The following is a 12,512-nucleotide window of genomic DNA, read 5'->3' as shown; positions in this document are numbered from 1 at the left end:
CTCCAGCGCATCGAGTGACATGGAATAATGAAACGCCTTAGTTAAACTGCTTGAGGAAGCGCAAATCACCCTCGTAAAACAGACGCAGGTCGTTGATGCCATAGCGCAGCATCGTCAAGCGTTCCAGGCCGGAGCCGAAAGCAAAACCGATGAATTTCTCGGGATCGAGGCCAAAGTTCTTCACCACGCTCGGATGCACCTGGCCGGCGCCCGACACTTCCAGCCAGCGGCCTTTCAGCGGGCCCGAACCGAAGGCGATGTCGATCTCGGCCGACGGTTCCGTAAACGGGAAGTACGAAGGGCGGAAGCGCACTTGCAAGTCATCCGTCTCGAAGAAGGCCTTGACGAAGTTCAGGTAGACGCCCTTCAGATCGGCAAAGCTGATGTCTTCGGCGATCCACAGGCCTTCGACCTGGTGGAACATCGGCGAATGGGTGGCGTCGCTGTCGACGCGGTAGGTGCGGCCCGGCGCGATGACCTTGATCGGCGGCGTGTGCGTGCGCGCATAGCGCACCTGCATCGGGCTCGTATGCGTGCGCAGCAGCAAGGGATTGCCATCGGTGTCGTTGCCATCGATGTAGAACGTGTCGTGCATGGAACGGGCCGGATGGTTTTCCGGGCTGTTCAGCGCCGTGAAGTTGGTCCAGTCGTTCTCGATTTCGGGGCCGTCGGCCACGCCGAAGCCGATGGAGCGGAAGATTTCCTCGACACGTTCCCACGTGCGCATGACGGGATGGATGCCGCCGGGCATGCGGCCACGGCCTGGCAGGGTCACGTCGATCGCTTCGGCGTTCAGGCGGCCTTGCATTTGGGCATCGGCCAGCGCATCGCGGCGCGCCGTCAGCGCGTCCTCGATCTGCACTTTGACGGCGTTGATCAGGGCGCCCTGCGCCTTGCGCGCGTCCGGGTCCAGCTTGCCCAGGCCCTTCATCATTTCAGTAATCTGGCCAGTCTTGCCCAGGTAGCGGGCTTTGGCGTTTTCAAGTGCGGCAGCGTCTGCGGCGGCGATAAAGTCAGCCTGGGCCGAGACGACGAGTTCTTCTAGGGAGTTCATGCGGCTTTTCCTGTTTTGGAAATCAATCCTGGATTTAGTAATCTAGAACCCAACAATCAAAAACGGAAACGGGGCATAAGGTTCACACCCCTGCCCCGCTCTTTATAACGTCACCCTACGGATGACGTTGTGCAATGACCGATGCTTACGCAGCGATTTTTGCTTTCACTGCGTTGACAATCGCAGCGAATGCTGGCTTGTCCATCACAGCCATATCGGCCAGGACTTTACGGTCCAGTTCGATATTTGCTTTTTTCAAGCCGTTCATGAATACGCTGTACGTTACGCCATGCTCACGGGAAGCGGCGTTGATACGGGCGATCCACAGGCGGCGGAAAACGCGCTTCTTGTTGCGGCGATCGCGGTAAGCGTATTGGCCAGCGCGCATAACTGCTTGCTTGGCAACACGGTATACACGGCTGCGGCGACCACGGTAGCCTTTAGCTTGAACAAGAATCTTCTTATGACGGGCACGAGCTGTAACCCCACGTTTTACTCTAGGCATAGTAACTCCTTAAATTGAGTGTGAGATTAAGCAGTCGGCATCATGCGCATGACGGATGTGACATCCGATGCGTTGATGTTACGGGTACCGCGCAACTGACGTTTGTTTTTGGTGGTTTTCTTGGTCAGGATGTGGCGTTTGAACGCGTGACCCGACTTGACTGTTCCACCTGGACGCACGCGAAAACGTTTTTTCGCGGAGCTTTTGGTCTTCATTTTAGGCATAGCAATCTGTCCTCTTACGGACAGCTCCATTTATAACAGGATTGCAGGTGGCAACACGACGCTGCGCTTAGATGCCTGCTTTCACATGTTGTGCAGCGGATGCGAGTCCGCTACAGTTCACGCGGCCCGCACATTGCTGAGCGGGCCGCGCAAATTCTGCCTGGAATCTGGTGTCGCACCAATGCAGGCACAAACCACATCGATCCACAGTAAGGCACCTATCAAAATCTACTACGCGTCGAAATCTGCGGCTTGCGATGCTCACTGTACCTTCGTACAGTTGCGCTTCTCAACCACAACTTCCTTCCGCTCGCTACGGTTTTGCCAGGTGCCGTAAAACGCTATTGTAGCTTACTTCTTCTTCTTAGGCGAAAGAACCATGATCATTTGGCGGCCTTCCATCTTCGGGAACTGCTCGACCTGGCCGTACGGCTCCAGATCGGCTTTCAGACGTTCCAGCATGCGGAAGCCAATATCCTGGTGCGCCATCTCGCGACCGCGGAAACGCAAGGTGATCTTGGTTTTATCGCCGTCTTCAAGGAACTTGATGAGATTACGCAACTTGATATTGTAGTCACCATCATCAGTCCCCGGACGGAATTTGACTTCCTTCACGAGGATGATCTTTTGCTTCAATTTGGCTTCGTGAGCTTTCTTCTGCTCCGAATACTTAAATTTGCCGTAGTCCATCAAACGGCACACCGGTGGCTGCGCGGTAGGCGCAATTTCCACCAGGTCGACGTTTGCCTCTTCCGCCAGGCGGAAGGCTTCAGCCAAACTTACGATACCGAGTGGCTCGTTATCGACCCCGCTTAAACGCATTTCAGGGGCAGTGATTTCGCCATTGATGCGATGTGACTTGTCAGTAGCTATTGTAATTTCCTTTAAAAATCTTGTAAGACGGTCGTGCAGCGAGTTTCCTCGTCAGGCCTTGGTGTCGACTTCATGTTTGAGTCGCTCAATCAGGGCATCGACGGACATGACGCCCAGATCGACATTGCCCCGCGCCCGCACGGCCACTGTATTCGCATCCCGCTCTTTGTCGCCAATTACTAAGATGTAAGGCAATTTTTGTACGGAATGTTCACGTATTTTATAGGTAATTTTCTCGTTACGCAAATCAGCCTGCACGCGCAGCCCCGCTTTGCGCAGTTTTGTTGTAACTTCCTGTACATAATCGGCTTGAGCGTCGGAAATATTCAACACCGACACCTGCACCGGCGACAACCACAACGGCATGGCACCCGCATAGTGTTCGATCAGGATGCCGATGAAACGTTCCAGCGAACCCACGATTGCGCGGTGCAGCATGATGGGCACCTGACGCGTGTTGTCCACGGCCACGTATTCGGCACCCAGGCGGCCCGGCATCGACGGATCGATCTGCACTGTGCCCACTTGCCATGCGCGGCCCAGGCTGTCTTTCAGGTGGTATTCGATCTTCGGACCGTAGAACGCGCCCTCGCCCGGCAACTCCGTCCACTCCACGCCGCAGGCGCGCAGGGCCGAACGCAGGGATTCCTCGGCGAAATCCCACGATTCTTCCGTGCCGATGCGGTTATCGGGACGCAAGGCCAGCTTCACGTCGATATTCGTGAAGCCGAACGCCGTGTACACATCCATCGCCTGCTGGTGGAAAGCCGTCACTTCGCCGGCGATCTGCTCTTCCAGGCAGAAGATGTGGCCATCGTCCTGCGTAAAGCCGCGCACGCGCATCATGCCGTGCAAGGCGCCCGACGGCTCGTTGCGGTGGCATTGACCGAATTCGCCGTAGCGCAATGGCAAGTCGCGGTAGCTGCGCATGCCATTGTTGAAAATCTGGATGTGGCCGGGGCAATTCATCGGCTTCAGCGCATAGGCGCGGTTTTCCGATTCCGTGATGAACATGTTTTCACGGTAGTTGTCCCAGTGACCGGTTTTTTCCCACAGGCCACGGTCGAGGATTTGCGGCGCCTTGACTTCCTGATAGCCGTTGACCTGGTACACATTGCGCATGTATTGCTCGACCTGCTGCCAGATCGACCAGCCTTTCGGGTGCCAGAAGATCAGGCCCGGCGCTTCTTCCTGGAAATGGAAGAAATCGAGCTGCTTGCCCAGTTTGCGGTGATCGCGCTTTTCCGCCTCTTCCAGATTGTGCAGGTACAGTTCCTGGTCTTCCTTCTTGGCCCAGGCCGTGCCATAGATGCGCTGCAGCATCTCGTTTTTCGAGTCGCCGCGCCAGTAGGCACCGGCCAGCTTCATCAGCTTGAACACTTTCAGCTTGCCCGTCGATGGCACGTGGGGGCCGCGGCACAAGTCCGTGAACTTGCCTTCGGAATACAGCGACACTTCCTGGTCGGCCGGGATCGAGCCGATCAGTTCAGCCTTGTAGGCTTCGCCGATACTGTTGAAGTATTCAATCGCTTCGTCGCGCGCGACAACCTTGCGCGTGACTTGCTCATCCTTCTTGGCCAGCTCCGTCATTTTCTTTTCGATCGCCAGCAGATCCTCCGGCGTGAACGGACGCTTGTAGGCGAAGTCATAATAAAAGCCGTTGTCGATCACGGGACCGATGGTCACTTGCGCGTCCGGGAACAATTCCTTGACGGCATACGCCAGCAAGTGGGCCGTCGAGTGGCGGATCACTTCCAGGCCGTCGGCGTCCTTGTCCGTGACGATCGCCAGTTCCGCGTCTTGCTCGATCAGATAGGAGGTATCGACCAGCTTGCCATCGACCTTGCCCGCCAGGGCAGCCTTGGCCAGGCCGGTACCAATATTGGCCGCAACCTGGGCCACGGTGACCGGGCCGTCGAATTGACGGGCGGAACCATCGGGAAGTCGGATTGTAAGCATATTGATCTCCATATCGGCGCTGGCGCCAGGTAAAACTGCAATGTGATGGGTAAAATACTGAAAGGAAAACGCAGACGCAAAAAAACGCGGACTAGCCGCGTTTTTCACTTTCTTGAGACAAAGGAAACCCGTTCGACTAGCGTCACTCCCAAAGCTTGGTAGTAGTTCGCGGTGTCATAACCGGTTTTACCTTTCTCTCTAACTGCATTCTGGTGGGCGGTGAGGAATTCGAATCCCCGACCCCTTGGATGTCGACCAAGTATTCTAACCAGCTGAACTAACCGCCCCGAAGACCAGCATTATAGAGAGGCTTTCCCAGAATGACAAGGGCTGTTTTACAGGAAACTTTAATCTCTTTTTCATCCGCTTCCCGGGCGTCAGCCTCCTTTATATAGAGACGGCCCGGGGCACGCGGAATGCCGCTAGAATCGGGGCATGAACTCCACCATATTAGCCTGGCTGAAAACCCTGAGCCGCATCTGCGGTTTTGAAACGGCCGACTCCTTCCCTCCCAACCACCCATATGCGCGCACGCGCTGGAATGCCGCGTATTTCGATATCGCTTCCGACGTGAAGCCCGACGAGATGGAGCGGCGTCTGTGCGCGGCCATCGCCAACACGCCTAGCGTCTTCGCCTACATCAGCAATCCCACGCCGCGCATGCAGCGCGCGCTGCTGAACGTGATCCACGACCGGCTGCGCCGCCAGCCGGGCGCGGGCGCCACGGACCTGGTCTTGTTATTGATCAATGCCTATGCCAGTCCCCACATCGCGGAAGCCGTGCCCGGCCTGCGCGCCCTGATCCACAACACGGAACAGGAAGACACGAACCTGCGCGTACATGCGATCCTGGAGTTACTGGTGGGCACGCCGCGGGGGCTCGATGTGATCGATATGTAACTTACTCCTGCGAACTTGCCTGTCATATGCGCCACGTCAATTTCGTCGTAGCAGGTTCCTGTACATTCCAAGAACAATGATGCCTGCCGACAACACCGGCAGCACGCCATTTGAAATGACCAGCAGGCCAGGAGAGACAATGAAAAAACGTTCAAGCAAGATCGCCATGTGGCTGCAATCTACCCTCTTGATTGCCGCCATGGCTGGTCCAGGCGTAGCCGGCGCAGAAGATGTGCAGACACCTGCGAGCCAGCGTATCGTAGAGGCATTACCGCAAGATTGCAGCACTGAATCACACACACTCGTCAAGACGCGCGCCGACAGCGGTGATACGCAGGCTCAGCACTTGATGGGTATCAAGGCCTACCTCGGCGCTTGCGAGGATCGCGACCTCGACGCAGCGGTGTTCTACCTATCAAAATCCGCCGCGAAATTTTTCCCGCCATCCATGTTCCACCTTGCCAGCGTCTTGCAGCTCCGCGGAGGCGCGCGCGATGCGGACTTGCTGCAATTATTTCGCGGCGCTGCGGAACGGGGATTTGCAAAGGCAGAGATGAACGTACTCCTGTACTACGTAGACAAGAAGTCCAAGGTCTACGATATTGCCGAGGCCTATGCATGGCACTCTTTTTGCGCGCCACATGACACCTTTTGCGATTGGCCACAAATCAATGAGGCACTATCTCACATGAGCAAAAGCGATAAAGAAAAGGGAGAAATACTCAAGACCAGCTTGCTTGAAAAAATGAAATCCGTTAAAAAATTCGACGATATATTTTGCTGCGCTGGCACGAGGGTTGGCTCGGGCTTGGGCCGGCGTTAAACATGCATGATGCAGCCTTGGCAAAGTCCACTGCGGGAAACGCCGTACCTCAGCGGTGATTAGCCGGCACATAACGCGCCCGCAAACGCATGAACGGCGTTTCCACCAATGTATACAGGAGCCAGCCCGTAAAGATACTGACGACGATACTGATCAGTATCGCCGGCGCGCCGTCCGGGCCATACCCCATCTCCTGCAAGACCGGGCGCAGCAGGATGCACAGTTGCTTGTGCAACAGATAAATCGCATATGACCACAACGCCAGACTGGCCGTGCCAGGCACGCGCAGTTGATATAGCGCACTGCCGGGACTGAGCGCGGCGATCAGCAGCAAGGTAAAACTGGCGGCCAGGGCCGGATAGCCGAACACCGTCACCGCATAACCATAGTGATCGGTGAGAAACACGTAAAACATCAGCGCCGTGCCCGCGATTCCCGCCAGCAAGGTGCGGTTGCCGTAGGCGGTCAGGCGCACCCAGGCGGCAGGATGGTGGTTTTTCAGCAGCGCCAGCGCCACGCCCGCCACCAGCTCGTCGAAGCGGCACCACGACGCGTAATAAATATACTTGTAATAGCCGAGGCCGCCACGCGGCACTTGTACGTACTCCTCCCACAGATACGCGCGCACCAGCATGCCGAAAATCAAGCTGGCGGCCACGGCCAGCCACGCCCACAGCAAGGACTTGCGGCAGGCGGCGATCGCCAGCGCCACGGCCGGCAACAGCACATAAAACTGCTCTTCCACGCACAGCGACCACGCATGGGAAAACGCCGTGCCCGGCGTCAGGTTGATGTTTTGCGTAAACGTCAGGAATTTCCAAAGGGGCAATAACGCGCTGTCGCCACGGAACGCGGGCCACAAATAGTACAGGGCCAGCACGACATAGAAATTGGGCAAGGTACGCAGGAAGCGCCGCGCATAGAAGCGGGGCAAGGAAAATCCATGCTCGCTGCGCAAGGCGACAAAGATCTGGTCGCCGATCAGATAGCCGCTGAGGGCAAAGAACAAGTCCACGCCCACCCAGCCGATTTCTCCCCAGAAACCAAACGCCCCGCCCTCGCTGACGAACAGCAAATAATGGTTCATGAAGACGAGCACGATGGCCAGCGCGCGCAAGGTGTCGAGGCCATACAGGCGGGAAGGATGGGACGTACTGGACATGGAATCGGCAAGGGAAACAACGGTGGCGCCGATCATGCCACGCCAGAGTGCACCATGGCCACATTTTTGCAGGCGTGCACGGCGAATCCCGCTAAAATATGCCGACCCCGCTTTCCCTTCCCGCAACAGCATAGGATATGTCCAGCATGAGCAGCGCACTCCACTTCAAGTCCATCAACTACACGGGCCAGGGCAGCGGCCCGCGCCTGATCGTCACGGGCGCCGTGCACGGCAATGAAACCTGCGGCACCAAGGGCATCCACCGCGTGATGGCTGAACTCGACAGCGGCGCCCTCTCCATCGTGGCCGGCAGCGTCACCTTCGTGCCCATCACCAACCCGCTGGCCTACGCCAAGGGCGTGCGCAGCGGCGACCGCAACCTGAACCGCAATCTGTTTCCGAACGACAATCCGCAGGATTTCGAAGACCGCATCGCCAACTGGCTGTGCCCATTGCTGGGCCAGCACGACGTGCTGCTCGACTTGCACTCGTTCAATGCCGACAGCCAGCCCTTCGTCATGGTGGGGCCGCGCAACAACGATGGCCCGCTGCAACCGTTCCAGCATGAAGACAAGGAACGCGCGCTGGCGCGCCGCCTGGGCGTGCGCCGCTTTGTCGACGGCTGGCTGCATGCGTATGGCCAGGGCGTGCAGCGCCGCCTGGGCAATAGCGACCAGGTGGGCCTAGTCTTGCGCTATGGCGTGGGCACGACCGAATACATGCGCTCGACGGGCGGCTACGCCCTGACCCTGGAATGCGGCCAGCACGCCGACCCGGCCGCGCCGGACGTCGCCTACCGCGCCATCAAGAATACCCTGGCCTTTTTAGGCTTCATTGATGCACCGCAACCGGAACCCATCGCCGACGCCGACATGGAAGCGCTGAACATGGTCGTCGTGCACGACAAGCTGCATGCAAACGACCGCTTCATCAAGACCTGGTCCAGTTTTGACAAGGTAAAACAGGGCGAGCAGATCGGCGTGCGCGCGGACGGCACGCCCGTGACGGCCGAATTCGACGCCTACATCCTGTTCCCGGACGTCAACGCGCAAGCCAATGCCGAGTGGTATTACCTGGCGCGGGTGGCCAGCAGCTTTTAATTAGTGGCCGACGGACTTGGAAAACAGGTTGATGACGAGCACGCCGGCAATGATCAGCCCCAGGCCGATCAAGGCCGGCGTATCGAGGCTTTGCTTGAACCAGAACCAGCCCACGGCGGAAATGAGCACGATGCCCACGCCGGACCAGATCGCGTAGACGATGCCGGTAGGAATGACCTTCAGGGTCAGCGACAAGCACCAGAAGGCGATGCTGTAGCCGATCACGGTGATGACGCTGGGCCACAGGCGGCTGAAGCCTTCAGACGCCTTCAAGGCGCTGGTGGCGATGACTTCGGCGATGATGGCGATAGCCAGGTAGAAATACGTCATGGCGAGACTCATGCGGGCATCCTTTATTGTGGGCTGAGCAGTTTTAAGCCCAGGATGCCCGACACGATCAGGGCGATGCAGGCGATGCGCGCGGCGCTGGCCGGTTCGCCCAGCACCATGATGCCGAAGATGGCCGTGCCCACGGTGCCGATGCCGGTCCAGATGGCGTAGGCCGTGCCCAGCGGCAAGGTGCGCAAGGCCAGGCCCAGCATCACCACGCTGCCCAGCATGGACACCGCCGTCAAGACGGAGGGCACGAGGCGCGTAAAACCGGCGCTATATTTGAGGCCGATGGCCCAGCCGATTTCCAGCAAACCCGCCAATACCAGAATGATCCACGCCATCTATTTCTCCCGAGGCGGCGGGGTCGTCCCCGCCATACAGCCCCCACATCGAGCGGGGTCGTCCCCACAGGAGCAAAGGGAAAAGTATACCATTGGGTGAAAACTCTTGCCGCCAGAACATTTTTCTGCCGCTGTTGCCAAAAAATATGCTGATAGAAGCATAATTGGGCATCCACTCACTCTCGGGAAAAATGATGCTACTGCTGGCCCAAATCCTTACTGCCCTCATCCTGCTGCTGCACGTCTACATCGTGCTGCTGGAAACCGTGCTGTTCGATGCGCGCGGACGCAAGGTGTTTGGCCTGAGCAAGGAAAAAGCGGAGATCGTGCGCCCCGCCATGTCGAATCAGGGCTGCTACAACGGCTTTCTCGTGGCCGCCCTGGCGCTGGGCTTTTTCCACCCGGACGCGGCCATCGCCCAGGCATTCACCGTCTTCGGCCTGGCATGCATCGCCGTGGCAGGCGTATGGGGCGCCGCCACCGTCATGACGCGCATCCTTTACCTGCAAACCGTGCCCGCCGTCATCGCCTTGCTGCTGTTCCACTTCGCCTGAGCCCTGCCTGAAAAATCCACTGGCCAGCACGTTTTTTACTTATATCGTAATATACCGATATTGAAATTCACAAAAGACGATACATATATCGTTTGAAGACGAACATCGACCAGGAGAAACAGCATGGACATCGACGCCATCCACAAGGCGCTGGCCAATCCCGTACGGCGGCAGATCCTGCAGTGGCTGAAAGAGCCGGAACAGTATTTTTGCGAACAAGACCATCCGCTCGACTTCGGCGTCTGCGCCGGCCTGATCGACCGCCGGCTGGGGCTGTCGCAATCGACGGTCTCGGCACACCTGGCCACCTTGCAAAAGGCCGGCTTGATTTCCACCAGGAAAGTTGGCCAATGGAGCTTTTTCAAGCGCAATGAAGCCACCATCGAGGCTTTTCTGGAACACATGCAGCAAGGTTTGTAAGCATCACCATCTCAACGCCGCCGGAGCGGCACTCACAAGGACAATCATGGCAACTTTATTCGACCCCATCACCATTGGCAGCTTGCAACTGAAAAACCGCATCATCATGGCGCCGCTGACGCGTTCGCGCGCCGGCAACCCGGGCCGCGTGCCCAACGCCCTGATGGCCGAGTACTACACGCAGCGCGCTTCGGCCGGCATGATCATCTCGGAAGCGACGGCCGTCACGCCGCAGGGCGTGGGCTATGCCGACACACCGGGCATCTGGTCCGACGAACAGGTGGAAGGCTGGAAACACATCACCCGCGCCGTGCATGAGGCGGGCGGCCTGATCGTCCTGCAACTGTGGCATGTGGGCCGCATTTCCGCTCCCCTCTTCCTCGATGGCGACTTGCCCGTGGCGCCCAGCGCCGTCAAGCCGGCCGGCCATGTCAGCCTGGTGCGGCCGCAACAGGAATTCGTCACGCCCCGCGCACTGGACACGGAAGAGATTCCAGGCATCGTGGCGGCGTATCGCCTGGGCGCAGAAAATGCGAAAAAAGCCGGCTTCGACGGCGTGGAAATCCACGGCGCCAATGGTTACTTGCTCGACCAGTTTCTGCAAGACAGCACCAACTTGCGCACCGACAACTATGGCGGTTCGATTGAAAACCGCGCCCGTTTGATGCTGGAAGTGACGGACGCGTGCATCGCCGTCTGGGGCGCGGACAAAGTCGGCATGCACCTGGCGCCGCGACGCGACGCGCACGACATGGGCGACTCCGACCCGCGCGCCACCTTCGGCTATGTCGCGCGCGAACTGGGCAAACGGGGCATCGCCTTCATCTGCGCCCGCGAAGCGCTCGGTGACGACCGCCTGGGCCCCTACCTGAAGCAGGAATTTGGCGGCGTGTACATTGCCAACGAGAAAATGGACAAGGCGGCGGCCGAAGCCTTGCTGGCCAAGGGCGAAGCCGATGCCGTGGCCTTCGGCCTGTGGTTCATTGCCAACCCCGACCTGCCCATCCGCCTGCACAGCGATGCGCCGCTCAATCCGCTGAACCCGGCCACCCTGTACGCGCCGGACGCCGCAGGCTACACGGACTACCCGGCACTGGCGGCACGGGCTTAAACAACATAAATGGCATCCTGAGCAGCCCCCTGAGCGGTGGCAGCGGCACTTGTCGCTGTTGCCTGCCCCTCAGCGCCATCGGCGCCGTGCCGGCCGGGCCGGACGGCGCGCCTGTACGCTGCTGAAAACACGGCGTATCACCTCGGCCGGCACCGCGTGCTCGCGCAAGTAGGCCATCGCGACCGTGCGGCCCAGGGCGTGATGAAACGCCACGCCACGCTCGACGAGCTCTGCCATCACTTTGTCCGTTCGGACATTGTTTCCATGTACATCATTGACACTGTTTTTCATGCCATGGCTCCCTGTCGGATGAATCAACATTACGTCAAGTTTTGACCACATACTGTGCATTTAGTGCCCGGCACAGGAGGCAAGCATGGGTAAAATGACAGTACAACCAGCCCCGACACCGCATGAATAGCGGCCTCGGCTGCTTGTCGCCACCGCCAGCCCCGTATAGAATGCCTGCGCAGAATTTTGCTTCAAGGAAAATGGCCACCAGCGCCATCCCATTAAGAACAGTGTCACTGAAGGGTATCAATGGACGATTTATTTGTACAAGCGGGCGACTTGCCAACCTGGCACCAGCGCAGCGCGCTGCGCGTGCTGCACCTGTTTGGCTGGCGCATGCGCTTCCGTCCCCTGCCGGGGCCGCGCGGCATCGCCGTCGTCTACCCGCACACATCCAACTGGGATTTCATGGTGGGCCTGTTCGGCAAATGGGCACTGTCGCTGCCGTTCCGCTGGCTGGCCAAGGATTCGCTGTTCCGCGGCCCCATGGGCAAGGTGCTGCGCTACCTGGGCGGCGAACCCGTCGACCGCAGCACCACCAGCGGCACGATACAGCGCCAGGCCGAACGCATGCTGGCCGCCGACTGGTACTGGCTGGCGATCACGCCGGAAGCGACGCGCAGCTACCGTCCGAACTGGAAAAGCGGCTTTTATCACCTGGCGCTGGCCGCCAAGGTGCCGTTGTTGCTCGTCTACATCGATTACCCGAACAAGGTGCTGGGCGTCGTCGACCATCTGTATTTGACGGGCGACAAGGACGCCGACATGGCGGCGATTGCCGCCGTGTATGCGGGCCACCAGGGTTTACATCCGGAAAAGGCGGCGCCCATCGTGCTGTCCGACAAGCGCCCCGGCGCTTAAG

At 58.8% G+C, this 12,512-nt stretch carries 16 protein-coding genes and 1 tRNA gene; 7 read left to right on the top strand and 10 right to left on the bottom strand.

The features are described 5' to 3' along the window. Positions 1-37 precede the first annotated feature (37 nt). From pheS to AC07X6_RS12255, 6 genes are all read right to left on the bottom strand, one after another. A complete protein-coding gene (pheS, locus tag AC07X6_RS12280; protein ID WP_494791135.1) occupies positions 38-1,054 on the bottom strand; it encodes a phenylalanine--tRNA ligase subunit alpha in 1,017 nt (338 codons plus the stop codon). A 145-nt stretch (positions 1,055-1,199) separates the two neighbouring features. After that, positions 1,200-1,559 carry a 50S ribosomal protein L20 gene (gene rplT / locus AC07X6_RS12275; protein ID WP_010399214.1) on the bottom strand — a complete coding sequence of 120 codons (360 nt, stop codon included), beginning with the start codon at positions 1,557-1,559 and terminating at the stop codon, positions 1,200-1,202. A gap of 26 nt (positions 1,560-1,585) precedes the next feature. Further along, a complete protein-coding gene (gene rpmI / locus AC07X6_RS12270; protein ID WP_038493025.1) occupies positions 1,586-1,783 on the bottom strand; it encodes a 50S ribosomal protein L35 in 198 nt (65 codons plus the stop codon). Between the two features lie 351 nt (positions 1,784-2,134). After that, on the bottom strand, positions 2,135-2,695 hold the full coding sequence (infC, locus tag AC07X6_RS12265; RefSeq protein WP_205711303.1) for a translation initiation factor IF-3: 561 nt from the start codon (positions 2,693-2,695) through the stop codon (positions 2,135-2,137). 12 nt (positions 2,696-2,707) lie between these two features. Continuing rightward, a complete protein-coding gene (gene thrS / locus AC07X6_RS12260) occupies positions 2,708-4,615 on the bottom strand; it encodes a threonine--tRNA ligase (RefSeq protein ID WP_494791134.1) in 1,908 nt (635 codons plus the stop codon). A gap of 210 nt (positions 4,616-4,825) precedes the next feature. Further along, a tRNA-Val gene (locus AC07X6_RS12255) sits at positions 4,826-4,902 on the bottom strand. A 148-nt stretch (positions 4,903-5,050) separates the two neighbouring features. Between AC07X6_RS12255 and AC07X6_RS12250 the strand changes: the two genes are divergently transcribed. Both AC07X6_RS12250 and AC07X6_RS12245 read left to right on the top strand, forming a co-directional pair. After that, positions 5,051-5,515 (top strand): hypothetical protein, encoded by a 465-nt coding sequence (locus AC07X6_RS12250; protein WP_494791133.1) that lies wholly within the window; start codon positions 5,051-5,053, stop codon positions 5,513-5,515. Positions 5,516-5,654: 139 nt separating this feature from the next. Beyond that, positions 5,655-6,338, top strand: coding sequence for a tetratricopeptide repeat protein (locus tag AC07X6_RS12245; RefSeq protein ID WP_494791132.1), 684 nt, complete (start codon positions 5,655-5,657; stop codon positions 6,336-6,338). 49 nt (positions 6,339-6,387) lie between these two features. Here AC07X6_RS12245 and AC07X6_RS12240 read toward each other — a convergent pair whose 3' ends face one another. Next, a complete protein-coding gene (locus AC07X6_RS12240; RefSeq protein ID WP_494791131.1) occupies positions 6,388-7,500 on the bottom strand; it encodes an acyltransferase family protein in 1,113 nt (370 codons plus the stop codon). Positions 7,501-7,637: 137 nt separating this feature from the next. Between AC07X6_RS12240 and AC07X6_RS12235 the strand changes: the two genes are divergently transcribed. Beyond that, a complete protein-coding gene (locus tag AC07X6_RS12235) occupies positions 7,638-8,600 on the top strand; it encodes a M14 family metallopeptidase (RefSeq protein WP_442908046.1) in 963 nt (320 codons plus the stop codon). Here AC07X6_RS12235 and AC07X6_RS12230 read toward each other — a convergent pair whose 3' ends face one another. Next, the gene (locus AC07X6_RS12230) at positions 8,601-8,930 is read right to left on the bottom strand and encodes an SMR family transporter (protein WP_070280339.1); all 330 of its coding nucleotides are present in this window, start codon (positions 8,928-8,930) and stop codon (positions 8,601-8,603) included. It abuts the gene before it with no gap. A 23-nt stretch (positions 8,931-8,953) separates the two neighbouring features. Continuing rightward, positions 8,954-9,274 carry a quaternary ammonium compound efflux SMR transporter SugE gene (gene sugE, locus AC07X6_RS12225; protein WP_070217981.1) on the bottom strand — a complete coding sequence of 107 codons (321 nt, stop codon included), beginning with the start codon at positions 9,272-9,274 and terminating at the stop codon, positions 8,954-8,956. A 191-nt stretch (positions 9,275-9,465) separates the two neighbouring features. On the opposite strand from sugE, the gene AC07X6_RS12220 reads away from it, so the two are divergent. The 3 genes from AC07X6_RS12220 (at position 9,466) to AC07X6_RS12210 (ending at position 11,359) form a co-directional block, all read left to right on the top strand. Then, complete coding sequence (locus tag AC07X6_RS12220) at positions 9,466-9,828, top strand: DUF1304 domain-containing protein (RefSeq protein ID WP_426055239.1); 363 nt, start codon at positions 9,466-9,468, stop codon at positions 9,826-9,828. 123 nt (positions 9,829-9,951) lie between these two features. Then, entirely contained in the window at positions 9,952-10,248 is a 297-nt protein-coding gene (locus AC07X6_RS12215) for an ArsR/SmtB family transcription factor (RefSeq protein WP_230539332.1), read from the top strand. Positions 10,249-10,294: 46 nt separating this feature from the next. After that, positions 10,295-11,359 (top strand): alkene reductase, encoded by a 1,065-nt coding sequence (locus AC07X6_RS12210; RefSeq protein ID WP_494791130.1) that lies wholly within the window; start codon positions 10,295-10,297, stop codon positions 11,357-11,359. A 69-nt stretch (positions 11,360-11,428) separates the two neighbouring features. On the opposite strand, the gene AC07X6_RS12205 is transcribed toward AC07X6_RS12210, so the two are convergent. Then, positions 11,429-11,650, bottom strand: coding sequence for a hypothetical protein (locus tag AC07X6_RS12205; RefSeq protein ID WP_494791129.1), 222 nt, complete (start codon positions 11,648-11,650; stop codon positions 11,429-11,431). 249 nt (positions 11,651-11,899) lie between these two features. Between AC07X6_RS12205 and AC07X6_RS12200 the strand changes: the two genes are divergently transcribed. After that, positions 11,900-12,511, top strand: coding sequence for a 1-acyl-sn-glycerol-3-phosphate acyltransferase (locus AC07X6_RS12200; RefSeq protein ID WP_230539329.1), 612 nt, complete (start codon positions 11,900-11,902; stop codon positions 12,509-12,511). Position 12,512 lies beyond the last annotated feature (1 nt).

This window comes from Janthinobacterium sp. GW460-12-1-14-LB5 (genome assembly GCF_059423585.1).
The sequence above is the reverse complement of the archived record's forward strand: the minus strand, read 5'-3'. Positions and strand labels throughout refer to the sequence as shown.